This is a genomic window from Persicobacter diffluens (genome assembly GCF_036244895.1).
Lineage (GTDB): Bacteria > Bacteroidota > Bacteroidia > Cytophagales > Cyclobacteriaceae > Persicobacter > Persicobacter diffluens.
The window spans coordinates 355,795-382,061 of the sequence record NZ_BQKE01000001.1 but is presented as its reverse complement, the minus strand read 5'-3'; the positions used below and the strand labels follow the sequence as shown (position 1 = coordinate 382,061).

At 41.8% G+C, this 26,267-nt stretch carries 22 protein-coding genes; 14 read left to right on the top strand and 8 right to left on the bottom strand.

The annotated features are described in order from the left end of the window. Positions 1-17 precede the first annotated feature (17 nt). On the top strand, positions 18-1,493 hold the full coding sequence (gene crtD, locus AAA970_RS01600; protein ID WP_338235735.1) for a 1-hydroxycarotenoid 3,4-desaturase CrtD: 1,476 nt from the start codon (positions 18-20) through the stop codon (positions 1,491-1,493). 47 nt (positions 1,494-1,540) lie between these two features. Here crtD and AAA970_RS01595 read toward each other — a convergent pair whose 3' ends face one another. From AAA970_RS01595 to AAA970_RS01585, 3 genes are all read right to left on the bottom strand, one after another. Continuing rightward, entirely contained in the window at positions 1,541-3,034 is a 1,494-nt protein-coding gene (locus tag AAA970_RS01595) for an MltF family protein (RefSeq protein WP_338235734.1), read from the bottom strand. 412 nt (positions 3,035-3,446) lie between these two features. Further along, positions 3,447-4,754 (bottom strand): adenosylhomocysteinase, encoded by a 1,308-nt coding sequence (ahcY, locus tag AAA970_RS01590; protein ID WP_338235733.1) that lies wholly within the window; start codon positions 4,752-4,754, stop codon positions 3,447-3,449. A 77-nt stretch (positions 4,755-4,831) separates the two neighbouring features. After that, positions 4,832-5,593 (bottom strand): biotin--[acetyl-CoA-carboxylase] ligase, encoded by a 762-nt coding sequence (locus AAA970_RS01585; protein WP_338235732.1) that lies wholly within the window; start codon positions 5,591-5,593, stop codon positions 4,832-4,834. A 53-nt stretch (positions 5,594-5,646) separates the two neighbouring features. Here AAA970_RS01585 and rsfS point away from each other — a divergent pair, with 53 nt between their 5' ends. From rsfS to glf, 9 genes are all read left to right on the top strand, one after another. Beyond that, complete coding sequence (gene rsfS / locus AAA970_RS01580) at positions 5,647-6,015, top strand: ribosome silencing factor (RefSeq protein WP_053406108.1); 369 nt, start codon at positions 5,647-5,649, stop codon at positions 6,013-6,015. Positions 6,016-6,207: 192 nt separating this feature from the next. Next, a complete protein-coding gene (gene ftsH / locus AAA970_RS01575; protein WP_338235731.1) occupies positions 6,208-8,229 on the top strand; it encodes an ATP-dependent zinc metalloprotease FtsH in 2,022 nt (673 codons plus the stop codon). 106 nt (positions 8,230-8,335) lie between these two features. Next, a complete protein-coding gene (locus AAA970_RS01570; protein WP_338235730.1) occupies positions 8,336-9,133 on the top strand; it encodes a UDP-2,3-diacylglucosamine diphosphatase in 798 nt (265 codons plus the stop codon). A 49-nt stretch (positions 9,134-9,182) separates the two neighbouring features. Then, positions 9,183-9,464: an ATP-dependent Clp protease adaptor ClpS gene (locus AAA970_RS01565; protein WP_053406111.1), complete on the top strand. Its 282-nt coding sequence runs from the start codon at positions 9,183-9,185 to the stop codon at positions 9,462-9,464. Between the two features lie 41 nt (positions 9,465-9,505). Next, positions 9,506-10,129: a recombination mediator RecR gene (recR, locus tag AAA970_RS01560; RefSeq protein ID WP_338235729.1), complete on the top strand. Its 624-nt coding sequence runs from the start codon at positions 9,506-9,508 to the stop codon at positions 10,127-10,129. 263 nt (positions 10,130-10,392) lie between these two features. Then, entirely contained in the window at positions 10,393-11,592 is a 1,200-nt protein-coding gene (locus AAA970_RS01555; RefSeq protein WP_338235728.1) for a pyridoxal phosphate-dependent aminotransferase, read from the top strand. Between the two features lie 145 nt (positions 11,593-11,737). Continuing rightward, positions 11,738-12,742, top strand: a complete 1,005-nt coding sequence (gene rfaE1 / locus AAA970_RS01550) for a D-glycero-beta-D-manno-heptose-7-phosphate kinase (RefSeq protein ID WP_338235727.1) — start codon at positions 11,738-11,740, stop codon at positions 12,740-12,742. A 440-nt stretch (positions 12,743-13,182) separates the two neighbouring features. Next, positions 13,183-14,997: a TrkH family potassium uptake protein gene (locus AAA970_RS01545; RefSeq protein ID WP_338235726.1), complete on the top strand. Its 1,815-nt coding sequence runs from the start codon at positions 13,183-13,185 to the stop codon at positions 14,995-14,997. 57 nt (positions 14,998-15,054) lie between these two features. After that, the gene (gene glf, locus AAA970_RS01540) at positions 15,055-16,206 is read left to right on the top strand and encodes a UDP-galactopyranose mutase (protein ID WP_338235725.1); all 1,152 of its coding nucleotides are present in this window, start codon (positions 15,055-15,057) and stop codon (positions 16,204-16,206) included. Here the strand turns inward: glf and AAA970_RS01535 are convergent. The 3 genes from AAA970_RS01535 to AAA970_RS01525 form a co-directional block, all read right to left on the bottom strand. Continuing rightward, the gene (locus AAA970_RS01535; protein ID WP_338235724.1) at positions 16,193-16,978 is read right to left on the bottom strand and encodes a DUF4422 domain-containing protein; all 786 of its coding nucleotides are present in this window, start codon (positions 16,976-16,978) and stop codon (positions 16,193-16,195) included. The genes glf and AAA970_RS01535 overlap by 14 nt on opposite strands. A 165-nt stretch (positions 16,979-17,143) precedes the next feature. Next, positions 17,144-17,944: a glycosyltransferase family 2 protein gene (locus AAA970_RS01530; RefSeq protein ID WP_338235723.1), complete on the bottom strand. Its 801-nt coding sequence runs from the start codon at positions 17,942-17,944 to the stop codon at positions 17,144-17,146. A 41-nt stretch (positions 17,945-17,985) separates the two neighbouring features. Further along, the gene (locus AAA970_RS01525; protein ID WP_338235722.1) at positions 17,986-18,801 is read right to left on the bottom strand and encodes a polysaccharide pyruvyl transferase family protein; all 816 of its coding nucleotides are present in this window, start codon (positions 18,799-18,801) and stop codon (positions 17,986-17,988) included. 425 nt (positions 18,802-19,226) lie between these two features. Here AAA970_RS01525 and AAA970_RS01520 point away from each other — a divergent pair, with 425 nt between their 5' ends. Further along, complete coding sequence (locus AAA970_RS01520) at positions 19,227-19,874, top strand: DUF1919 domain-containing protein (RefSeq protein WP_338235721.1); 648 nt, start codon at positions 19,227-19,229, stop codon at positions 19,872-19,874. 55 nt (positions 19,875-19,929) lie between these two features. On the opposite strand, the gene dnaK is transcribed toward AAA970_RS01520, so the two are convergent. Continuing rightward, entirely contained in the window at positions 19,930-21,855 is a 1,926-nt protein-coding gene (gene dnaK / locus AAA970_RS01515) for a molecular chaperone DnaK (RefSeq protein WP_053406122.1), read from the bottom strand. 338 nt (positions 21,856-22,193) lie between these two features. Here dnaK and AAA970_RS01510 point away from each other — a divergent pair, with 338 nt between their 5' ends. From AAA970_RS01510 to AAA970_RS01500, 3 genes are all read left to right on the top strand, one after another. Then, a complete protein-coding gene (locus AAA970_RS01510) occupies positions 22,194-23,171 on the top strand; it encodes a glycosyltransferase family 2 protein (protein WP_338235720.1) in 978 nt (325 codons plus the stop codon). A gap of 1 nt (position 23,172) precedes the next feature. Then, positions 23,173-23,985, top strand: a complete 813-nt coding sequence (locus AAA970_RS01505) for a glycosyltransferase family protein (RefSeq protein ID WP_338235719.1) — start codon at positions 23,173-23,175, stop codon at positions 23,983-23,985. Positions 23,986-24,101: 116 nt separating this feature from the next. Continuing rightward, positions 24,102-25,265, top strand: coding sequence for a glycosyltransferase family 4 protein (locus AAA970_RS01500; RefSeq protein ID WP_338235718.1), 1,164 nt, complete (start codon positions 24,102-24,104; stop codon positions 25,263-25,265). On the opposite strand, the gene AAA970_RS01495 is transcribed toward AAA970_RS01500, so the two are convergent. Further along, positions 25,236-26,210, bottom strand: coding sequence for a glycosyl transferase family 90 (locus AAA970_RS01495; RefSeq protein ID WP_338235717.1), 975 nt, complete (start codon positions 26,208-26,210; stop codon positions 25,236-25,238). The genes AAA970_RS01500 and AAA970_RS01495 overlap by 30 nt on opposite strands. Between the last annotated feature and the right edge of the window lie 57 nt (positions 26,211-26,267).

The following is a 26,267-nucleotide window of genomic DNA, read 5'->3' as shown; positions in this document are numbered from 1 at the left end:
TTAAAAGGAAACCTACTATGAACAAAATAGGCATTATTGGTGCAGGAGTCGCAGGACTTTCGGTCGCCATCCGCTCAGCCATCAAAGGAGAGGAGGTACATGTTTTTGAAGCCAATGCCTATCCGGGCGGCAAGCTCTCCGAAATCAAATCCGGTGAGTACCGCTTCGACGCCGGGCCTTCCCTGTTCACCTTGCCTGAATTAGTAGATGAACTTTTTGAACTGGCAGGCGAAAATCCCCGCGATCATTTCGAATACAGCCGAATGGATCCTATTTGCAAATACTTCTATGAATCAGGACTGGAGATTACAGCTCATGCCGATGTGGAAAAATTTGCAGGGGAAATCGCACAGAAAACTAAAGTTCCCTTTAGGCAAATCATGAAGGGCATGAAAAAAAGCCAGGAACTTTACGAAACGCTGGCCCCCTTGTTCATGTACAAAAGCATTCATAAAGCCAAGACTTATTGGAGTAGGGAAGCATTCAATGCCTATCCTAAAGTTCCCAGGTTAAACTTCCTGAGAACCATGCATCAGGAAAATCAGCAACTTTACGGCAATGAAGAAGTCATTCAACTCTTTGACCGTTATGCTACCTATAATGGATCCGACCCCTATCAGACGCCTGCCACTTTAAATATTATCCAGCATTTGGAACACCAATTAGGAGCTTATGCGCCCAAAGGTGGGATGATTGCGATTACCAAGGCGTTGTTTGAGCTGGCCAAAAGGAAAGGCGTTCATTTTCACTTCAATCAAAGAGTGGAAGAAATTCTGACAGAGGACAAGCTGGTAAAAGGGATTGCCACTGACCAAGGGCAGTATAAATTTGATGCGGTGGTCAGTAATATGGACATGGTCAATACTTATCGAAAACTATTGCCTCAGGCATATGCACCGAAATTCCTTCTGAATCAGCCGAAATCAAGCTCAGCACTTATTTTCTATTGGGGCATCAAAAAGCAATTCCCACAATTAGGCGTACATAATATCCTTTTCTCCAAAAATTACCGGGAGGAGTTCCGGCAGCTCTTTGATCAAAAAAGCATTTTCGAGGATCCAACCATCTACATCTGCATTACTTCAAAATATGAATCTGAAGATGCACCAAAAGGCTGCGAAAACTGGTTCACTATGATTAATGTCCCCCATAATCAGGGGCAAGACTGGGATCAACTCGTCAGGGAGGCCAGGACCCATTTGATTCAGAAAATCAATCGACAGCTCCGCACCAATATCGAGGAGCTCATCGAAACAGAAGAAATTTTGGACCCCAGAAGCATAGAAGCCAAAACCAGCAGTTTTGCCGGAGCCTTATACGGGAACAGCTCCAATAATATGTTTGCCGCTTTTTTGAGACATGCAAATTACTCCTCCAAACTTCCAAACCTTTTCTTCTGTGGGGGCAGTGTACACCCGGGAGGAGGCATCCCGCTTTCCATACTGAGTGGTAAACTGGCAAGAGAGTTTATGGATGAAAAGCTGCCCGCTTAGAATCACCAAAAATTTAACGGCCTCCCAAAATGAGAGGCCGTTAAATATTAACTGGGTATAAGTTGTTGGTAAGAATCGTACCTTTTCAAAATGCTTTTTACATAGGTCACCGGTTCTCTTCCGCGACAATAGCCTGATTTTACTACCGGATCTTTATAAAACGTTGCTTCCGATTTTTTCAATAAGTAAAACTCCACATTATCCTCCCATTTTTCCGGATCCTTCCCATACTTTTTCGCCAATCGTTGGGCATCCAGCACATGCCCTTGTCCGGCATTATAAGAAGCTAAAATAAATTTAATCCGTTCTTTGGGGTCTTCTATTCTTCTCGCCCAGAATTTATTCAGCCAGTTTAAATACTCGGTTCCTGCGGCTATATTTTCCCCGGGATTATAAAGATCGGATTCATTTTTCCCAAAAAACTTCGCGGTATTGGGCATCACCTGCATCAGCCCCTGCGCCCCCATCCAGGATTTCGCCTGCGGATCAAAAAGGGATTCCTGATAAATCTGAGCCGCCAGTAATCGCCAGTCCCAGCGGATATTGTATGCTCCTTTTTTAATCATTTCATCATATGGGCTCAGCCGGTCACCATTGATGGTCGAGAACTGCGAATCATTACGCATTTTAAACCTTCTTTGGTCCATATAATAACGGTTATAGATGCCGTTAAAACTGAAAGTCGTTTTGATATGTCTCAACCACTCATTTGTCGCCGACAATAATTCAGGACTATTCTTGCGCATGGCCCAGGCCAGCTTTTGAGGGGCATCAATAGCTACTTCTGTATTCAAATTCCCAAAATAAATCGCATTGGAATTGGCAATATGTGCATCAGAGATCGTGTAATCAATTTTCCCCTCCGCCACTTCCCGAATCAATTCTTCGGCAGTTTTATCTACAATTTGAACTTGTACTGGCTCTTTACAAATTAAAGAAAGCTCATATAGCATATTGGAGAATACCGTATTTCTCCCCACATATACTTTCTTCCCGGCCAACTGCTGGCGTTTCACCACAAATTCCGTGGGAGATAAGGGCGTGGTCGGGTTTTTTCGTCCCACTTCACGCTGGACCAATACCGGAGGCTCTTCCCGCATGGTTCCGGTGAAGTTGACCAGCATCTTCCTTTCATTGGTTTGGGTTAAATTATGGGCAATAATATCTCCCTCTCCTTCATTCAGCATCTTTAAAGCTGCTTCAAAGGAATTCGTTACCCTGATTTTAAGATCTACATCCAAAGATTTCGATAAACTCTGAAGCAACTCATACTCATAACCACGAGGAGTACCTTTGTAAAGATAAAAACTGGTAGAGTTACCAAAAAGAATCGCCGTCAAATGTCCCCGATCGCGAATATCGTCCAAATCCACATCCACCATAGGAGCATGTTTCGCTAAGCGCTGCTCTAAGGTCTCCGTCTTCGACGTATCGGAATTAGTTTGTTTACAGGCGGTAGGAATCATCATCATGATGGCCGCAGTGTAAAAAAACCTCTTGCTCCGGTTTACTGACTCAACAAAGTAATTGGCAAAGTTCATAGATCAATGTTTTCGAGTACTGGCCCTTTCCTCCGTCCGAAGAAAAAACTGATATTCGGTGATTGAACTCATAATTGTTAAAATTCAATCAAATCTCGCTAAGGAGCTAAATATCGCGCACTCACCCTTCTTGCAATTATACGCAAAAAGACCACCAAACTAAGGTACCAAAAACACAACTAGCACAAAATCAATATGAAAATGCCTTTTAGATGATTAAAACACATTTTTTTATAGTATAAATTTTAATTATATATTACCTCCAGTTCTATAGACTAATTCACTGACTATCAATATAAAAAAAGGAGCCCCAAAATGGGACTCCTTTTTATAATTATGTTAATGCAATTTAACGCATGTTTAATACCAAACCATCCGGAACGAATTAGGGTTTATCAACATGCTGTTGGTCTTAATATCTGTAGTATTCAGGCTTGAATGGACCTTCTACCTTAACGCCGATGTAGTCTGCCTGATCCTCAGAAAGTGTATCTAATTCCACCCCGATTTTTGCCAAATGCAAACGTGCTACTTTCTCATCCAAATGCTTTGGCAAAGTGTAAACTTTGTTTTCATAAGCATCGCTGTTGGTCCATAGCTCAAGTTGCGCCAAAGTTTGGTTGGTAAATGAGTTGGACATTACAAAAGAAGGGTGACCGGTAGCACAACCTAAGTTCACCAAACGACCTTCCGCCAGAATAATCACCTCTTTACCATTAATGGTGTACTTGTCCACCTGATCTTTAATGGTATCTTTAGTATCGCCATAAGTGCCGTTCAACCATGCCATATCGATTTCATTATCGAAGTGACCGATATTACAAACAATGGTTTTGTCCTTCATTGACTCAAAGTGACGACCCACGATGATATCTTTGTTACCAGTAGTGGTTACCACGATATCCGCCTCTTTCACCGCGTCATCCATTTTCTTCACTTCAAAACCTTCCATGGCTGCCTGCAAAGCACAAATCGGGTCAATTTCCGTAACGATAACACGAGCACCTGCACCACGCAATGATTCTGCGGAACCTTTTCCTACATCACCAAAACCGGCAACGACAGCTACTTTACCCGCAATCATCACATCAGTTGCACGACGGATACCATCTACCAAAGACTCACGACAACCGTATTTGTTATCGAATTTCGATTTTGTCACCGAATCGTTCACGTTAATCGCTGGCAATACCAATGAACCATTGCGCTCACGCTCGTATAAACGGTGTACACCAGTAGTGGTCTCCTCTGAAAGTCCTTTGATTTCGTTCACAAACTGAGGGTAACGATCCAATACCATATTGGTCAAATCACCTCCATCATCCAAAATCATATTCAATGGCTTGCCATCTTCGAATGCAGTCAAAGTTTGCTCGATACACCAATCAAACTCCTCCTCATTCATTCCTTTCCAGGCGTAAACCGGAATACCCGCAGCAGCAATGGCCGCAGCAGCATGATCCTGAGTTGAGAAAATATTACAAGAAGACCAAGTTACCTCAGCACCCAATGCTACTAATGTCTCAATCAATACGGCCGTCTGGATGGTCATGTGCAAACAACCGGCAATACGCGCACCCGCCAAAGGCTTTGCGGCACCATATTCTTCACGAAGGGACATTAGACCCGGCATTTCCGCCTCCGCCAATTTAATCTCTTTTCTTCCCCATTCAGCTAAAGCAATATCTTTAACCTTGTATTTTAAACCTGATTCAATCATATGTTTTTATAAAAATATAGTTTGATTTCGCTTACATTAAATTCAATTACAACACGCTTTGTTTCAATTCAGTACACTTATTCTTCCAAAGAGAGGAACTTGATTTCTTTAAACTGATAACGCTGCAACTTTCCATTGACTTTCAGTACCAGTGGGCCCTGATCCTCAACATCTACAATTTCTCCCTCAATTACCTTACCATTTAAATCCTTGTAGCTGCAGACTTGCTCATAGCCATACAAAGCGTTGAGGTAGTCAGTTTTAAGCGCTTGCTGCCTTCCCATGGCTAAGTTAGTATACTCCTGCTCAATGGATTGTAATATTAACCTTAAAATCTCCTGTTTGTCAAATGGCTGTCCACAAATCATGGCGAGAGAAATGGCCCTGCCCAGCTCAAATTCAATCTGATTCACATTTAATCCAATTCCGATTACCGACCACTCCATGCGGCCCTGTTTGATCACGTTTTCGATCAGTATACCACAAATCTTTTTTTTGCCAACCAGAATATCATTGGGCCATTTTAATTGAAGCTCATCTTGGGGAATGTATTGCTTCAGCACCTTGTAGATGCCCAGGGCAATCACCATACTCAGATAGAATTGCTCCGAAAGGTGAATAATCTCTGGTTTTAAAGCGATTGAAAAGGTCAGGTTAGCCCCAGGCTCAGATTCCCATCCATTTCCTCTTTGTCCCCGACCCGCTGTTTGATCCTCCGTCACTATGACACTGCCATTTTGCGTGCCATCCTGCAGGGTCATTTGCATCAGAAGACTATTGGTTGACTGACATGTTGGCAGAAATTTGATTTCTTTTCCTATTCTTATTTTTTTTGCCAATTTTTTGCGGAGTGAATTATAATTATATTACTGCGCTAATTTATATACATCGAATGGAAGAAAAAAATAACTTATCCTCCGAGGAGCTGAGCCAGTTAGTCGTGATGGGGATGCTGGAAAAGAAAGCCAGCAATGTGGTGGTCATGGATTTGAGAAAAGTGGGCAATGCAGTAGCTGACTTTTTTGTAATTGCTTCGGGTAGTTCAGATACCCAGGTAGAATCCATCGCCAAATCAGTTGATGAGGAAGTATTCAAAAAGAACAAAACCAACCCATGGCACCGTGAAGGAATGGACGGCAGAGAATGGGTACTACTGGATTATGTAGATGTAGTGGCGCATGTTTTTAAAAAAGAGACCCGCGAGTTCTACGATCTGGAAAATATGTGGGGAGATGCAAAAATTACACGAATTGATTCTTAATGAATCTTCTCTAAGCATACTTCATAAAGTTGATAGCAAATTGGTTAGCAATAAATAATACAATAAATTAACTTTGAATTGTATTAAATCCTGAAAATAAATCTAATATTGAGGGAACGAAGGCATAACCAATCCGTTTGTTATCAAATACCAAGAAAATTCCGTTTATTTTTTATATCAAACTAATTTATAATGGCAGAGAATCCACAGAAAAAGCGAAAAATGATTCCTACTCCGCCGCCTAGAAATAATTACCAAATGTGGGTAATTATTTCATTGTTGTTGCTGGTGATAGGTTTCAGCATGTTCGGCAAAGGCAATTCTGCAAAAGACATTACCCGTGATCGCTTCGACACCATGCTTTCCGATGGTGACGTGAAGGAGGTTTTGGTGATCAGAAACCAAAATCTGGTGGAAATCACCCTGAAACCGGAAGCAATGGAAAAAACCAAATATAAGGAGGATCAATCTGCTCCGGCATTTGGCATGCCCGCTTCTGAGGGCCCACAGTACAAGGTTAATATAGTATCCGGTGATGCTTTTATTACCCATTATACCGATCTGGAAAATAAGCTAAAGGAAAAAGATCCTGAATATCAGAAAATCGGCTATAAGGTAGAGGATCGTTCAGATATCACCTCTTTTATCTTCAACTATGGTTTCTTGATTTTGATGTTGTTCGCTTTTTGGTTCCTGATGCGCCGGATGACCGGCGGTGGCGGACCTGGCGGCCAAATTTTCAACATTGGTAAATCCAAGGCACAGCTTTTCGACGCAGAGAATAAAGTAAAAATTACTTTTAAAGATGTTGCCGGACTGGACGAAGCCAAAGAAGAGGTGCAGGAAGTAGTAGAATTCCTGAAGAAACCTTCCAAATTCACCAAACTGGGCGGTAAAATTCCTAAAGGCGCCTTATTAGTGGGCCCTCCGGGTACTGGTAAAACCCTTTTGGCGAAAGCCGTTGCCGGCGAGGCAGGCGTTCCTTTCTTTACTTTATCAGGTTCTGATTTCGTGGAAATGTTTGTAGGGGTAGGTGCCGCACGTGTACGAGACCTTTTCAAACAGGCAAAAGACAAGGCACCCTGTATCATCTTTATCGATGAGATTGATGCGATCGGTAGAATGCGTGGTAAAGGCCAGATGCCGGGCTCCAATGATGAGCGCGAAAACACCCTGAACTCCCTGTTGGTAGAGATGGATGGTTTCGGTACGGATTCGGGCGTGATCATTTTGGCGGCTACTAACCGTCCGGATGTACTGGACAGCGCATTGCTTCGTCCGGGACGTTTTGACCGTCAGATTTCCATTGACAAGCCGGATATCTTAGGACGTGAGGCTATTTTTGGGGTGCATTTGAATAATCTGAAGCTTTCACCTGATGTGGATGCGAAGAAATTAGCAGCCCAAACTCCGGGATTTGCCGGTGCAGAAATTGCGAACGTAACGAATGAGGCGGCTTTGATTGCCGCACGTAGAGATAAGGAGCATGTCGACATGCAGGACTTCCAGGATGCGATTGACCGCGTGATTGGAGGTTTGGAGAAAAAGAACAAGATTATTTCTCCTGAGGAGAAGAAAATTGTGGCTTACCATGAGGCCGGTCACGCAGTGGCAGGCTGGTTCCTGGAGCATGCTGATCCATTGGTGAAAGTAAGTATTGTTCCGCGTGGCGTAGCGGCTTTGGGTTATGCCCAATACCTTCCAAAAGAGCAGTTCCTGTATCAGACGGAGCAATTGATCGATGAAATGTGTATGGCCTTGGGTGGTCGTGTAGCGGAGGAAATTATCTTCGAAAAAATTTCTACCGGAGCATTGAGTGATTTGGAGCGGGTAACGAAAATGGCCTATTCCATTGTCTCGATTTATGGGATGAACGATAAAATTGGCAATGTTTCTTTCTACGATTCCAAAGGGGGAGACATGCAGTTCAATAAACCTTACTCTGATGCGACCGCCGAAAGAATTGATGAGGAGGTACGCAAAATCATTGCAGATGCCTATCAGCGCACCAAAGAGTTGCTGATGAGCAAAAATGATCAGTTAGAGCTGATTGCGCAGGAGTTGTTGGATAAGGAAATCTTATTCCAGTCCGATCTGGAAAGATTAATTGGAAAGCGTCCTTTCGAGAAGCAAACCACTTATCAGGAATACACCAATAAAAGCGCAGAGCCCTCCAAAGAAGAAAAAACTTCCGAGGAGAATACAGAAGCTTAAAAAGGTATAAAAAACCGGAATAGATAAAATCAGATGGGGGATCCTCATCTGATTTTTTTATTTTCGCACACAAATGTTTTAAGCTGGCTGCAAGCCTTTTTTCCTGATGAATTTAGATTCCATACAACATTTGCCCAACGGCAAAAAAATATATTTCGCTTCTGATTTTCACCTGGGTGCTCCTGATGCCGAGCAAAGCCTTATCCGGGAAAAAAAAATCATCCGCTGGCTGGACAGCATTGCCGATGATGCGCACGCCATCCTGTTTTTGGGAGATATTTTTGACTTCTGGTTTGAATACAAGACGGTTGTCCCGAGAGGTTATGTGCGATTTTTAGGCAAATTAGCGGAGCTGAAAGACCGGGGTATCCACATCCTTTTATTCACCGGGAATCACGACATGTGGATGTTTGATTTCTTTCCCAAAGAACTGAATATCCCAGTGATTAAGGCACAACCCATCAGCTTGCAAATTAATGGTATCAAAATGATGATTGGCCATGGTGACGGGCTGGGCCCGGGAGACAAGAAATATAAATTCCTTAAGAAAATCTTCGCCAACCCTTTCTGTCAATGGTGCTTTGAGCGTTTACACCCAAACCTGGGTATTGGTATCGCCACCCGATGGTCACAAGGCAGCAGACTGCAAAATGCAGACTTTGATGAGCAGTTTTTGGGGGAAGACGAGTGGATTTTTGCCTATTGTAAGGAAATTGAGGCGGAAAACCACCACGATTATTATTTATTCGGACACCGGCACTTGCCCCTGAATCTGAAGATCAATGAAAATGCCCGTTATTATAATCTTGGGGAATGGTTCAAGCACTGCCTTTACGGAGAATTTGACGGGAAGCGGCTGGAATTGAAAAATTTCGAATCGGAAACTCAACTAATAACCAATTGATTATCATATTATTTGGTATCTTTACAGATCAAAACAATATTTATTCACCATGAGAAACGATATTCTAGAGGAAATATTGGAGGAAGTGCTGGTGCAGGACACTATCACGGAGGAGCGGGATCTTATGGTCTTCAATGATGATGTCAACACTTTTGACCATGTCATCAATACACTCATCAAAGTCTGCCGACACACTACCGAACAGGCCGAACAGTGCACCTGGATTATCCATTATAAAGGAAAATGTTCCGTTAAGAAAGGCAGCATGAAAGAATTGCGTCCAATGAAGGATGCCATCTGTGAAGCCGGTATTGATGCTAAAATCATTTAAGTTTCAGAAATCCAACCTTTATATAGGTTTCAACACCATATATGCAATTTTCATCTAAACTTATTGAAAACGCCGTTGGCGAAATTGCCAAACTGCCGGGCATTGGTCAAAAAACTGCCCTGCGGCTGGTGATGCATTTGCTCAAAGCACCGGAAGAGCAAAGTGAGCAACTCTCCAAAGCCATCGTCAAAATGCGACAAGACATTAAGTTCTGTCAAAAATGCCATCATATCAGCGATGAGGAGGTTTGTAATATCTGCCAGTCTCCACGTCGGGATGGTGCTATCATTTGCGTGGTGGAAGAATCACAGGATGTAATGGCGGTAGAAAATACGGCGCAGTACTTCGGTCATTACCATGTGCTGGGGGGCGTGATTTCCCCCATTGAAGGCATTGGCCCTTCGACTCTGAAAATTTCAGAACTCATCCGCCGGATTGAAAAAGCAAAAGAAGAAGACGAACCGATCAAAGAGGTAATCCTGGCGCTTTCTCCCACCATGGAGGGAGACACCACCGCTTTCTATCTGACCAAAAAACTCCGAGCTTTTGAAGATTTAAAAATCACCACCATTGCTCGGGGTATACCTGTGGGCGGTGAACTGGAATATACGGATGAAGTCACCCTGGGTCGATCCATACAGGCCAGAGTCTCTTTCGCTGATTAATTAAAAATTGGAATATTCCCTGTTCAGGGATCCAAAATATCCGATACTTCGACAAGAGGGATCGGATATTTTTTTTACAACAAGGTTTGTTATTTTTAAAACAAAACTAAAATTACCCCTGTATGATGTTAAAATTTCAGATTGATGAACAACATCACCTCAGGGACTTGTTAAAAATCATTTTTCTTTCGGAAATATTACGAATACTGTTTAATTTTTCAGTGTTTATTAAGAAATATCAAACCGCATAATTGCATTAACTAATGGACATCTTATCCAATCGCGTAAAATCCATGGCCGTTTCAGCGACAATCGCCATGGCCCAAAAAGCCCGTGAAATCAAAGCACAGGGTGCTGACGTTATTAGCCTAAGTTTGGGGGAGCCTGACTTCAAAACACCGGAACATATTCAGGTGGCGGCTAAGGATGCGATCGATTCGGGAGATTATTTCACCTACACTCCTGTTCCTGGCTATCAGGATTTGCGTGAAGCAATTGCGGAAAAATTAAAGCGTGAGAATGGTATTGACGCAACTGCTGAAAATATAGTAGTTTCCACCGGTGCCAAGCATTCCATTGCGAATGTTTTCCAGTGCATCATCAACGAAGGAGATGAGGTGATCATCTACTCCCCATTCTGGGTAAGCTACCCGGAGATGGTCGGCGTTGCCGGAGGTAAATCTGTTTTCATTGATGCTGGCATTGAAAAAGATTTCAAAGCTACGGCAGACCAACTGGAAGCAACTATTACACCAAAGACCAAAGCCATCATCTTCTCTTCTCCCTGTAACCCTACAGGTGCCGTATTCTCAAAAGAAGAATTACAGGCTATTGCAGATGTAGTGACCAAGCATGACAACATCGTGGTGATTGCGGATGAAATTTATGAATACATCAACTTCACCGGCCAGCACTGCTCTATCGCCACCTTACCAGGAATGGCAGAGCGTACAGTAACGGTGAACGGTCTTTCTAAAGGTCATGCCATGACCGGATGGAGAATTGGTTATATCTGTGCACCTGAGTTCATTGCTAAAGCCTGTTCAAAATTACAGGGGCAATTCACTTCAGGCACCAACTCTATTGCCCAAAGAGCAGCACTGGCGGCTTTGACCGGCGATACGGAGCCTACCAAGAAAATGGCAGAGGCTTACCACCACCGCCGTTCGATGGTATACGAATTATTGTCTGAGATCCCGGGCATGAACTTAAATATGCCTGAGGGTGCTTTCTATTTCTTCCCGGATGTCTCTGACTTCTTTGGAAAGAAAACTCCCGCAGGCGAAGAAATTAAAGACGCGAATGATTTGTCGATGTACTTGTTAACGGAGACCCATGTTTCTACCGTGTCTGGTGCTGCCTTTGGCTCACCTAACTGCCTGCGTTTATCTTATGCTGCCTCAGAAGAGCAACTAAGAGAAGCCATCCGAAGAATGAAAGCAGGATTAGCGCAACTGGCTTAATTCCGCCACAAAATATTACGCTACAAGCGCCTGTTTTTCAGGCGCTTTTTTTTTGTCCGGGCAGATCAGACTAAAAAAGGAGAGATAATCCGTGGGAAAAGCGTTTCTTTTTTATTTTTGCACTTTGAAAAAGAATTAGATAAAAATGAAATATCCCTCTTTAGATAAACTATTCGAAAGTTTTAATCCACTGAAGGTATTGGTGATCGGAGATGTAATGGTGGACTCCTACATTTGGGGCAAGGTCGACCGTATTTCTCCGGAGGCGCCGGTACCGGTGGTGAACATCCACAAGAAAGAGGATCGTTTAGGTGGCGCGGCCAATGTGGCCAAAAATATTCAGTCCATGGGGGCGACCCCTATTCTTTGTGCATTGGTAGGAGATGATGACCAGGGACAAAGCTTTATGGATTTACTGGAGGCCAGAGGCGTTTCTGCAGAGGGAATTATCAAAAGTCACCACCGTACCACGACGGTGAAGCAAAGGGTATTGGCGGGTTCGCAACAAATGTTGCGTATTGATACCGAGAATGATCAAAACCTGAATGCAGAAGAACAGGAAACCCTTTTAAACAGAATTGAAGAAATCATTGACAGTGTGGATGTGATCATCTTCGAAGATTACGATAAAGGCGTCCTGAATAAAGAGGTGATTGCACAGGTGGTCAGCTGGGCCAGGGCCAAAAATATTCCTACGGTAGTAGATCCGAAGAAACGTAATTTCATGCACTATCAGGGCGTGACGCTTTTCAAACCTAATTTGAAAGAAATCAAAGAGGGCTTAAAAATTGAGTTTAATGCGGATCATCAGGAAGAAGTTTTAGCAGCGGTAGATCAATTATTAAAAAGCCTGCAGGCAGATACTGCCCTGATCACCATGTCGGAAAGAGGTGTATTCATCAAGAATGAAAAGCAACACGTTCATGTTCCGGCCCATATTCGCAGCATATCCGATGTTTCCGGTGCAGGAGATACCGTGATCAGTATTGCCTCCCTTTGCCTGGCTTTGGGTCTTCCTTTAGACTTCACCGCCTCTCTGGCTAACCTTGGAGGCGGATTGGTTTGTGAATCATTGGGAGTGGTTCCAATAGATAAAAAACGCCTTTACGAAGAAGCACTCAAAAACAAGTACTTTGATCTTTTAACTTAAATGTGTTTTAATACCGGAACTCTTAAAGCGATAATTTGATTATTACCGAAACGGTAGTCGATAGTTTTGAACGAATAGTTCGCTTTGGTTAAAACGAATTTATCACCGTAAATTTCGTAAAACGCTATAAAGTAAGTTTTCTCCATTCCTTGCCATTGATTTTACTGATTTTATAATAGTCCCAATTTGGAGCAGCTTGCTTTCTCCTCTTTCACTTTGCCCGTCGGGAAAAATTCGAAAAAGGGGACTAATCCTTACTTTTTCCCGCCTTGTGGCTAATCAAGGATTGAAGCATTCCTTATTCCGGTTAATTACGGCAAAGCCTGAAAGCCATTTCTTTTTCGAAAGAAAATGTGATATTGCATAACATCTTTGCCGTGTCTCGTTTTCCTTCTGAAGAGCATTGGTTTTTTTGTTTTCCATTTAATGCCTTTCCCCTCATGAGCCGCAATCCGATATTTGAGCGTATCATTAACCAACTTTACCTCAGCAGGCCAATTGCCTACAAAATCATTGGTATTTCCCGGTTTTTCATTACGCTGGCAGTAGTATTAGGGATTGTTTATGCCATTGGCTTTGAACTGGATCAGGTGCGGCTACAGAAAGTGACCTTCTGGCTGGATATCGCTTTAGATTTTTATATCATCAACTTTATAGCCCGGGGCATTTACAGTCTGAAGATGAAGGAATTTCTGCTATCGCATAAATTCGAATTTGCGCTCATCCTTTTTGTATTACTCAATAAGGCCACAACCCACCATTTGGACAATTATATTTTTGAGCTTTTACTCAAATCGAAGTTCATCCACACCCGGCATTCCAACTTTTACTTTTTCTTTGTTTCCCTCTGTCTATTATTCATTTTCATCAATGAATTTGCCGTTGCCAGCCGCTTTCTCAGTAATCTTACCATCAAACCGGCCAAACTTATCACCCTTAGCTTCTTAAGCCTGATTCTTGCGGGAGCCGGCACGCTGATGTTACCCGCCATGACGACTTCTGGTGGCTCCATGCCCTTTATTGATGCCCTATTCACTTCCACCAGTGCGGTCTGTGTCACGGGCCTCATCGTAGTGGATACTGCCACCTATTTTACCACCAAAGGACAATTCGTTATTATGCTTTTATTCCAGCTGGGAGGCCTGGGAATTATTGCATTTGCCGTTTTCTTTTCCGGTATCCTGGGAGGGCAGTCCAATATCAAAGAACAAATGCTCATTCAGGATTACCTGAGCTCGGACTCCCTCAAAGATTCCATTGAGACTTTAAAGGTCATTTTCAAGATGACTTTTCTGATTGAAGCCGCTGCGGCAGTAGGCATCTACATGACCTGGGGGTCGGGCGTTCAATTTGAATCTCAATTACAGAAAATCTTCTTTTCAGTGTTCCATGCCATTTCGGCCTTTTGTAACGCCGGCTTTAGTTTATATACCAATAACCTTTACGAAGCCGGTGTGCGCGATGCCTACCTGCTGCATGTCATCGTGGCGGCGACCATTATTTGCGGAGGAATTGGCTTTGGTGCCATGAAAGACCTTTTCTCCATCAAAAGGCTAAGAGAAAGACTGGAAAAGCCCTGGATGGAATGGAAGCTAGGAACCCGGATTTCCATTTGGGTCTCGTTTTTCCTGATCATCTTCGGGACCCTTTGCTTTTGGTTTTTGGAAAAGAACAATGTGATGTCTGGCATGAATACAGGCCAGTCCATCATCTCGGCCATGTTCCAATCCGTTTCTACCCGTACCGCCGGCTTTAACACGGTGGACTTTTCCCGAATAAAAACCTCTACTGTCCTGATTATGTCCTTTCTGATGTTTATTGGAGCATCCTCAGGATCCACCGGGGGTGGCATTAAAACCTCCACATTCTTTGTGATGCTTTCCTCCATGTATGCCAACATCCGTGGAAAATCAAGAATCGAAATCGGCAAACGGGAATTACCCAAAGAGGCCTTATTCAATGCCAATGCCATTTTTGTATTTGCCATTCTGATTAATGCCGTCTCCATTATTCTACTAACGATTTTTCAGGAAAAATCCCCTTTGCAAGTCATCATTTTCGAGCAAATCTCCGCCTTCTCCACCTGTGGGCTTAGCATGGGCTTAACCTCCTCTCTGGACTATTGGAGTAAATGGATTATCATCAATTCCATGTTTTTGGGCAGGGTAGGTAGCCTGACCTTTATTGTCGCAATAAGTTCAAGTAAATATTCAAAAAACTACAAATATCCAAGTGCGAATATTATGGTGGGGTGATTTAATTTGAATCAATATTTTTTAACTTGAGCCCCTCTTAACCATCTTTTTCGCTACATGTATGATTTTTTGATTGTGGGCTCCGGCTTATTCGGGGCGGTCTTTGCCCGTGAGGCGCATCAAAGAGGAAAAAAATGCCTGGTCATTGACAAAAGAAGCCATTTGGGAGGAAATATTTATTGTAAGCAGGTCAACGGGATAAATGTCCACCAGTATGGTCCTCATATTTTCCACACGAACAGTAAGCGCATTTGGGAGTATGTCAATCAGTTTGTAGAATTCAAACCATTTGTTTACAGCCCAATAGCGAATTATAACGGAAGCCTGTATAACCTTCCTTTTAATATGAATACCTTTTATCAACTTTGGGGATGCACAAGCCCTGAGGAGGCTAAGGACATTATTGAAAAACAGATAAAAAAGGAGGGGATAAGCAACCCTCAGAACCTGGAAGAGCAAGCCATCTCCTTGGTAGGAAGAGATGTGTACGAAAAACTGATCAAAGGATATACTGAAAAACAATGGGGCCGAAAAGCCACCGCATTACCGCCTTCCATCATTAAAAGGCTGCCAGTGAGGTATACTTTTGACAACAATTACTTCAATGACCATTATCAGGGCATTCCCATTGGTGGCTACAACAATTTAACCCGTGGGCTCTTGGAAGGCATTGAATGTAAAACCAACACGGATTTTTTTGAAGACAAGGCCTATTGGGAAAGCCTGGCCAAAAAAGTGGTGTATACCGGAAAAATTGATGAGTACTTCAATTATTGTTTCGGGAAGCTGGAATACCGGAGTCTGAAATTTGAATCTGAAGAACTCCCCCAAAAAAATTTTCAGGGAGTAGCGGCGGTCAACTATACCGACGCGGAAACTCCTTTCACCCGAATTGTGGAACACAAACACTTTGAGGGCGGAAGCCAGTCCACTACAGTCATTACCAAAGAATACCCATTGGGAAATTCTCCACAAAATGAGCCCTATTACCCCATAAATGATATCAAAAACACGGAGTTATATCAGCGGTATAAAGCCCTTTCCGAAGCGCTACCCGATGTGATTTTTGGAGGAAGACTGGGAGAGTACAAATATTATGACATGCACCAGGTCATTGCCTCTGCTTTAAAATACTTTCAGGAAAAACCTCATTCACCAGGGAAGCAATTCACAATGGAGGAAAAAAAGACCAAGTTTAGTCTTCAATAAAAATGGTTTGTAATTCTTTAACTTTTAACTGATGGTGAGTGACGAATAAATGCAATAGTCGCTCGCCTAAAAAACCGTAAACCCTTGCCTGATAAACATCGGAGGATTTTTCGGCCTTCAGCTTTCCCTCCATTTTGCTCAAAACATCAAATAACCACTGCATATAGGAGCTGAACAGCTCAGGCTTCATAATAAATATGTGATAAATATAGACCCGGGCGGGTTGTTTAAGGAATTCCTTTTCAAAAGTAGGAAAGTAATGGGGATAACCTTCCCTGATCACCTGTTCGAAAACCTCCCAATCCTCTTTATAATGGGCCTGTGAAAAATCGTCTTTGGGGGACAGCCGCTTTTTATAAAACTTCCTCGGAAGGAGTACATCATGGGTGTTTAAATAATGATTGATCTTTTCCCCATGGCTGTCATTATAAATGCCTGACCACTCTGTGGCTGTTCTCATAACCTTTTTCACCTTTTCATAAGGAGAAAAACCATGCAAAAAGGATCCTAATGCAGTCTGATCAAAATTCAAGAATCTACGATAATGCATAAATCCAATAAACGGAAGATTTTGCAATGGAAGGTTTTTCCACGCCCAATACATGGCCGTTAGCTCACAGTAATTTTTATTCTTCTCGGAAATGTGGTCCTCTCCATCCATATCCGAAATCATTGGTAGTTCGACTCGAGACAGCGCTTTCCCAACATGAATAGGTTTGAAAATCTCACTTTTTGAATAGGGATACTCTTTATGAAAGGCAACTAAAATCATTTCAAGAATTTACTATAAAAAAGGCTACAGAGAAATGCCTTACTTTTTCTAATTAATAAGTAGAGTCAAAACTAAAAAATTAACCCGAGCCTACAACTTTTCAAAAGTTGCCTTTTTATTAATTTCAATCAGGTTTCCCGTGAAAATAATCCAAAAAAAAATTCTTTAACCTATAATATCCACCCCAAACAGACGCAACTTCACCCCTCTCCTTTTGGACCAATTAATGATAAAGAATCGCTTCCGCAACTCCTTTCTTAAGAATTTATTGGACAGCTTGTGCCTGCTAAAGTAAGCCCTGTGATTCTTTTTTATTTGCTCATACATCCTCACCTTATTAAGGTTAGCTGAACAAGTCCTGGAACCTTCTAATTGCCGGTAATAAAAAAGGACATCTGGGATTTGATAAAATTGCTTGCCTCTTGCTACGAAACCCAGCCAGAAATCCCAATCTTCAAAACCCTTGTCCATATTTACATTATAGCCCCCAATCTCTTCCCAATCAGATTTCCTGAAAAAGGCAGTAGCAAAAACCATATTTGACACCCAAATTCGCTGCGCATTGAATGCTCCTAAGTTCCATTGCCACTCTTTCTGATCATTGAAAAAATTGGCTTGGCTATACACCACATCATATTCCCGGGTGGAAATTACTTCCAGTGCTTTTTCACAATATTCAGGATGAATCAGATCATCTGCATCCAAGGGAAGTATAAATTTACCTTTAGCAGCCCGAATCCCCTCATTTCTGGCTGATGCAACTCCCCTATTTTCTGAAAAAGCCAGATACTTCACCTGTGAATAATCAGAGGACAAGGATTTTATCACTTCCAGCGAATTATCTGTAGACTTATCATCCACTAGGATAATTTCAAAATCACAATTGGTGGAAGCAAGAGCAGATGCTACAGTCTCCTCCAAATACTTTGCGGCATTATACACAGGAATAATTATTGACACCTCCATCAATTCTCAATCTAAAGTTAAAATTTTTCAGGATCCAAAACTCAATAAAAAGGACAGCTCTCCAACAGTTCATCCTGCATCAATTCCAAGTCCACTTTTACAGAAAAAGCACTTCCATGGACTATGATCTCCTCCAAGCAGGAGGAGTCTAATTTTTGCTGACTATTTACTTTTGTGCAATTGATTTGATATTTTCCCATTCCAACAGAAAGTCCATAATCAAAAAACTTTGTCCCATCACCACTCAACTTATCAGAGAAAGCCAACCAATACGCCTGCTTACCATAAGCGTTAGCGACTATTATCCCGTGCAGAGAACTTGAAAAAATAATTTCACAAGCATTGATTTCATCGATAACCTGTTCGATACTACCCGTTAGATCAATAACCTTTATATTTCCATCTCCTTCTACCCGATTTAAAACATCAGCATAGTCCACATAATGAGGAATTAGCCCGTATTTATTTCTTTCCTTCCTTTCAGGTAAATAAAACCTAGGTAACAAAAGAGCTGGGTCTCCGACGGTAGACGGCGGGCAAAAGCCCTGATCCTTTATTCTTTTTTGAGTTAAAGGTCCCCTTACCGCACGAAAATCTGATTCTTCAAATTTAGTATCCTTATCCATTATACCAGCACCCCAAACTACGGTCCTTTTATTTACCCTATTCATCACGGAACCGATACAAATATGAGTTTTAAAAAGATTGTATGCTGATAACTTATGTACTCTTTTTATTCTAGTCTTGGATATTTTCTCAACAAGCCATGGGTTTAACTCATCACCAAAATTAAATACGCCTTCATTCCCACACCACCATAACCTTGTGTATTTCCTCCACATAAAATCAAAAGTCAATACTTATTCTCGTTTTAAAATAAATAAAACCCACCCATTCCCACCGGGCGAAAACAGATAATCACCTCTTTCCCAAACAAAAAGAATACATCAGCAAACCTTCCTAAACTTTTCAGTTACTCTTAAAATCACAAAAGTGAGCATATACCGAAACAGTTCAAAACTAAAAGCATATTAAAACCTGCTAAATAACCTTCAAAATAGTTTTTACTTAAAATGAGAATCTTTAACGCAGACTATTATAAAGATGCTCTGGAACTCCCAGTTCCCCATCGCCTAAGGCTAAAAAGCGCTTTTTCCTCACTGATTATACTTAGGTTTTGAAATCACTCAAAAAAGTCGATGAAGTATGTTTTATCCTTTGAAATTAAGAATTTTGGAGTATTGTAAATGGGGATAACTTACCCCGATTAGAGGTAAAATTCATGATTCAGATATTATTCAATAGCCTTTTACTTCCAAGGAAGCTAAAAAAATGGCTATATAAAAAATACGCTACTCAAAGCCTGAAAGGCAGACCATTCACCCTACTCTCCAGCAATTGCCTGGGTGGACAAACCTGCAAAGAAGCCGGCATTCCATACAATTCCCCGACGGTGGGTTTATTCCTCTATCCGGAGGATTTCTACGAGCTGTGCCGTGCACCGGAGTATTTTTTTCATGCTCCTTTAACTTTTATCAAGGAGTCAAAATATCCATCTGCAAAAAAGCACCTGGAGGAACATCATTACCCCATTGGTTGCTTAAAAGGAGAAATTGAGATTCATTTTCTGCATTACAAAAATGAGGAAGAAGCCAGAACCAAATGGAACCGCAGAGTTAGGCGTATCAATTGGAAGAACATCTTGGTGATTACCAACGACCAAAATGAATTTACTCCGGAGATGCTTTCTCATTTTGATCAAATAAAGTATCCCAAGATTCTGCTTTCTGCTAAGGAGCTAAATCATCCGGACACTGTTCCACTTTCCTATTTTAAAAAGGAGGCCCATGTTGGCGACACCTTCTCTAACCGTTTAAAAATTATCAAAGACTTTGATTTGGTTCAATGGATTGTGAAAAATACACCATAAAAAAAAAGCAGCCCCAAAAGGCTGCTTTTCTATTTTATGATTTATATCTAAAGGATTATTTCACCTCTTCAAAATCTACATCTTCTGCAGAAGAACCTGTGTCGCCACCTGCTGCACCTGCGCCAGCATTAGCGCCTGCGTCAGGGCCCGGCTGAGCACCACCTTGTGCTTCCTGTTGTGCCTGGTAAAGCTCTTGAGAAGCTGCTTCCCATGCCTTATTCAAACCTTCCATTGCCGGATCGATCTGAGCCACATCACCTGAAGCATGCGCAGTTTTCAAAGTAGCCAAAGCATCTTCGATTGCTTTCTTGTTACCTTCAGAAAGCTTATCGCCGAATTCTTTCAATTGCTTCTCTGTTTGGAAAACCAATGAATCCGCCTGGTTAACTTTCTCTACTTTCTCTTTTGCTTCTTTATCCGCAGCCTCGTTCGCTTTCGCTTCTTCTTTCATGCGGTTGATTTCCTCATCACTCAAGCCAGAGGATGCCTCAATCTTAATTTTCTGCTCTTTACCAGTACCTTTATCTTTGGCAGACACGTGCATGATACCGTTCGCATCAATATCAAAAGTTACTTCGATTTGAGGAACACCACGTGGTGCTGGTGGAATGTCAGTCAATTGGAAACGACCAATCGTCTTGTTATGAGCAGCCATAGGACGCTCACCCTGAAGTACGTGAATTTCTACAGATGGCTGGTTGTCCGCAGCAGTAGAGAATGTTTCTGACTTCTTGGTAGGGATAGTCGTGTTAGACTCAATCAATTTCGTCATTACGCCACCCATGGTCTCAATACCCAAAGACAATGGCGTAACATCCAACAACAATACGTCTTTTACATCACCAGTCAATACACCACCCTGGATGGCAGCACCAATTGCTACTACCTCATCCGGATTCACCCCTTTAGATGGCTTCTTACCGAAGAATTTCTCAACAGACTCCTGAATAACCGGGATACGAGTAGATCCACCTACCAGGATTACTTCATCAATATCTGAAGTAGACAAACCTGCATCATTCAATGCCTGTTTCACAGGATCCATAGAACGACGTACCAAATCATCTGCCAATTGCTCGAATTGTGCACGAGACAATGACTTCACCAAGTGCTGAGGAATACCATCAATCGGCATGATGTATGGCAAGTTGATCTCAGTGCTGGTAGAAGAAGACAACTCGATCTTCGCTTTCTCAGCTGCTTCTTTCAAGCGCTGCAATGCCATTGGATCTTTACGCAAATCTACGTTGTGATCAGACAAGAAAGACTCTGCCAACCAGTTGATGATCACTTGGTCAAAGTTATCACCACCCAGGTGAACATCACCGTTAGTAGACAATACTTCAAATACACCGTCACCCAATTCCAGGATAGAGATATCAAAAGTACCACCACCAAGGTCATAAACAGCGATTTTCTGATCATCCATTTTCTTGTCCAAACCGTAAGCCAAAGCAGCTGCGGTAGGCTCGTTGATGATACGCTTCACATCCAAACCAGCAATCTGACCTGCTTCTTTGGTTGCCTGACGCTCTGCATCGTTGAAGTAAGCTGGTACAGTAATAACTGCTTCCGTTACTTCAGTACCCAAGAAATCTTCAGCAGTAGACTTCATTTTCTGAAGAATAACTGCAGAAAGCTCCTGAGCAGTATATTGACGATCACCGATCTTCACGCGAACAGTGTCGTTAGCTCCTTGCTCTACTTGGTAAGCTACTTCTTTAGCCTCCGTAGAAACCTCAGAATATTTCTTACCCATAAAACGCTTCACAGAAGCGATTGTATTCACAGGGTTGGTAATGGCCTGACGCTTAGCAGGCTCCCCTACTTTACGTTCACCATTTCCATTGTCCAAAAAACCAATAATAGATGGAGTTGTACGGTGCCCTTCCGCATTTTGAATAACTACAGGCTCGTTACCCTCCATCACAGCCACACAAGAGTTGGTGGTTCCTAAGTCGATACCAATGATCTTACCCATTGCAATAATTGATTTATATGTTTTCTAATTTTTTTTCTTTTCAAACACGCCCAAAAGACGCTCGGGAATTATTCATCAAGTGGCGTGCCAATGCGGAAAAGCGCTCCAATCAGTGATTTTTGCGTGACAAATTGACACGAGCTGTCATAAAATAAAAATTTCTTTTCGCTTCAAGCCTCAAATTGACACACTTCCTGTCAATCTTGTGTACCCCAATGACGTGTTTTCTGACTGAAATTTCGGAAAAGACTAAATTCCATGCCCTCAATTTTATTCACATCTTTATTTCCCCTATTTTTGAAACTTAATAATAAAGCGATCACTCATTCTATTTTTTCATGAGAAGTATTTCAGCGATTGTTCCTAATTACAATGGAAGAGAACTATTGGAAAAAAACCTTCCCTCTTTGATTCAGGAATTATCCCGGGCATGTCAGGATTTTGAAGTAATCATAGTGGATGACTGTTCCACTGACGATTCGGTGGATTTCCTGAATGCGCATTATGCCGAGCATATCATTATTGCCAAAGAAAAGAATGAAGGATTTTCTGCCACCTGTAATGCGGGTATTCAAAGAGCGAGTAAAGCGCTAATTTTTTTAATGAATAGCGACATTATCCTGACCGAAGGCTATTTTGAACCTCAATTCAAATATTTTGAGCAGGAAGATACCTTTGGGGTCATGGGAAAAATCATTGGCTATTTTGATGATAAAATTCAGGATACCGCCAAGCTGCCCATCATGAGAGGACTGAAGCTGAAAGCCGATAACAACTACCTGTTAGAGGACCATCAAGAAGGTTTTTGGACTCCAACCATCTATTTATCCGGTGCCAATGCGCTGATGGATGCCCAAAAGCTAAAAGCCATGGGTGGTTTCGACGAAATCTATTCTCCCTTCTATTCGGAGGATTTGGACTTAGGAATTCGTGCCCACCGCCTGCATTGGAAATGCTATTATGAACACCAGGCGGTATGTCGTCATGAAGGCTCGGTTTCTACGGGCAAGTTAAGAAAGACCTGGGTAGACACTATCGCACGCAGGAACCGATTTTTTGTCCATGGCATCCACTATAACGGCTGGCGATTATGGCTTTATAATTTACAAATTGCCTTTGAAATGATGTTTCGTTGGGTGAACTTCCGCTTTGGCGTTTATTTTGGATATTGGGAATACCTTAACTCCTCCAAAAAAATGCGACAATCCAAAAAGCAACTGGAAGCGCTGGCCTACCCCAAAAAACCACTCAGTTTGAAGGAAATCGTTCAAAGACACTATGATTCAATTGCCCCCTACCACATCAAAAGAGTTTAAAATGGAAGAAATAATTCCCCAAAAAATCACCGTGGAGGAAGAATTTTCATTTGAGTACTCCATCTGCTCCTTTGTTACTGACCTCAATGAATATGAGGAAATGGTGGCGTCCTTTCAAGCCAAAGGTTTCTCCGCCTCCAATAGTGAATTTTTGTTTGTAGACAATAGCGAGGGAAACTCCTTTGAAGCTTTCGGCGGAATTAATCGTATGCTTCGTCAGGCAAGAGGGCGATATGTCATTATCTGCCATCAGGATATTTTATTGCAGGAGGATGGCAAAGCCGAACTGGATAGGAAAATTACCGAAATTGAAGCCATTGATCCCAACTGGGGTATACTCGGAAATGCCGGTGGAGTAAATTTAAAGTATACTGCCATGCATATTTCCCATCCGAATGAAACCTTGAGAGAAAAAAATTTACCCTTAAAAGCGATTAACCTCGATGAAAATTTTCTTATCATCAAGGCCGCTGCAAATTTGAATACCTCCGCTGACTTAAAGGGTTTTCACCTTTACGGCACTGACATTTGCCTATTAGCGAATATCAGAGGGTACCAGGCCTATGTCATAGATTTCAAAATATTCCATAAAAGCAAAGGCAATGCGAATAAGAGCTTTTTTGAGATAAAAAATGCCCTGAAAAATAAATACGAAAGGGCCTTTGCCGGAAGGTTTGTGGGGACTACCATCACGCGGTTTTATGTATCCGGATCAAAATGGAAAAATATTATCATCAATTCCGGATTTGTAATGTTCTGGGCCAGGCAGTATTATAAATTCTTCAAGCCTAAAAAACATTATAAGCCTCATTAGCCGAAAAGCACTAAATTGTATCCCGATTCGGTATTATTAAGTATAATTCCCTATTTGGATTAAATTTTGAAAGCCCCTTCATCAAGCCATCATCCGCTCATTTAAAATTTTACACAATGAATATTTTAGTTATTGGACATGAAGCCTCAAGAACTGGTGCTCCTATCTTTTTAGAGCATTGGTGCAGATGGGTTAAATCCAATACTGAACATGATATCCGCATCTTGTTGGTTAACGGCGGTGAAATTGTAGAAAATTATCAATCCATTGCCCCGACTCAGGTGCTTGAAAAAAACCTATATGGAAAATGGATGCCCAAATTCTTAAGAAAAAGAAAGCTTGAATATTCTGATGTAAAATTAGAAGACCAACAGTTTCAGCCGGACATCATTTACGTGAACACTTCGGCGGCAAGCCATATCTCCAGCCAATTAACCGCCAAGTACAGCGTGCCTTGCGTCACCCACGTTCATGAACTGGAAAATATTATTGCCAAGCTTGGGCAGGAAATGTGGGCCGATAACCTTAAAAGTACCGATACCTTTATTGCGGTTTCCGAGGCGGTTAAAAATAATTTATTGCAAAAAAGAAAGGTGCCTGAAAATAAAATTCGACTGCACTACGAATTGGCCGATTTGGCCGCTTTTAACAAACATAAATTAGACGATACTCAAAAAAAACAATTTAAAAAGGAACTGGGCATTTCGGAAAACGCCTTAATTATCGGAGCATCCGGAACCATTATTAAACGTAAAGGATATGACTGGTTTATTAAAACGGCGGCTTTGTGTAAGGCCAAATATCCGGATTTAAATATTGCTTTCCTTTGGGTGGGTGGAGATGAAAAAAAACTTCACAAGCTCAAAAAAGATCATGCGGAAGCACTGGCCAAAGCGGATATTACTTTTATCCCCAATACCGCCAATCCTCAAAAATACTACAGCCTTTTTGATGTTTTCTACATGTGCTCCATAGAGGATCCATTTCCTTTAGTAGTATTAGAAAATGCAGCTTTGGGCAATCCCACTGTATGTTATCAAAATGCCGGGGGGATACCGGAGTTTGTAAAAGAAGATGCCGGTTTTTCTGTCCCTTTCACTGATATAGAAGCAGCTGCGGACAAGTTTGCACTATTCTATAATGATCGATCGCTATTAGCAACTATGGGCCAAACTGCTGAAAACAGGGCCTTAACCAATCATAATATCGAAAAGATCAGCAGTGAAATAATGGAAACACTGGAAGAAACTTTAAAATCTCTTCCCTCCTGCAAGGGTTAAATATTTATCCAAAACCATCAACCCCAGCACAAATTCCCTTTTTCGATTTTTAAATGTTGCCGCAAAAGCATTTGCATTTTGTACAATTTCCATCGCTTTCTCGGGATGGGATTCGAAAAAGGCAATTTGTTCTTTCAGGTCGGACCAATCCGCTTTAACTTCAATATAGTGTACTCCGGCCTTTAATGTCCCCTCCATAAACCAAGTTTCAAATTTCGGTTTCGGCATTACCGCTACAGAGTTAGATGACATCACCCACTTTAAATTGGTCGCCACATCATTGCCTTCCGGGCACAACAAATAGCGATATTTCAGCTGTTCAGGAATACTCATCCGCTCTTGCTTCCACTCCTTGGGAGTATCTCCATCATTCGTTTTTCCTATATTCATCGAGGGATCCTTATGATGATTCTGCATTAAACTTACACGGCTTTCCTGCCCATAAAAAACAGCTCCTCTCCAACAAGCTTCCGCTTTTTTATCTTTCCAGGAATAAGGATCCTTAATAAAATTAAAATGCCGAACCTCATTTAACTTTAGAAGCACTCCGTTTTGCTCCCCAACAGGACGGCTTTTCTGAATAGTCGGAAAAGCCTCCACATGCCGAATGTCTCCAAATAAATAATCAATCTTAGTAGCGGAAGAAAAATGACGAAGGTAGCGGCGCGTATCGAAAAAATAAACCTTTGAATGACGCTCTGAGGCCAATTCCTGTAAAGATTTCGCATTTTCACTTAAAGCAAAACGGGTTTCCAACTGACAATAAAAATCTCTTCTCTTTTCCATAACCTTCCACTCTTCTGCTGTACATCCTTTTTTATAATGCCGGATAATCCAATCAGCGGATCTGATGGCTGGCAGGCCTTCTAACCAACGATTGAAATAATAAAGCGCTTTATTTCGCTTATAAGAAAGAGGGGGGAATATGGAAGAAAGTAGACTCATTCAAAAATTGCTAATAATCTTACAGAAAGGAGGAATATCCTTTTGAATTACGACCCT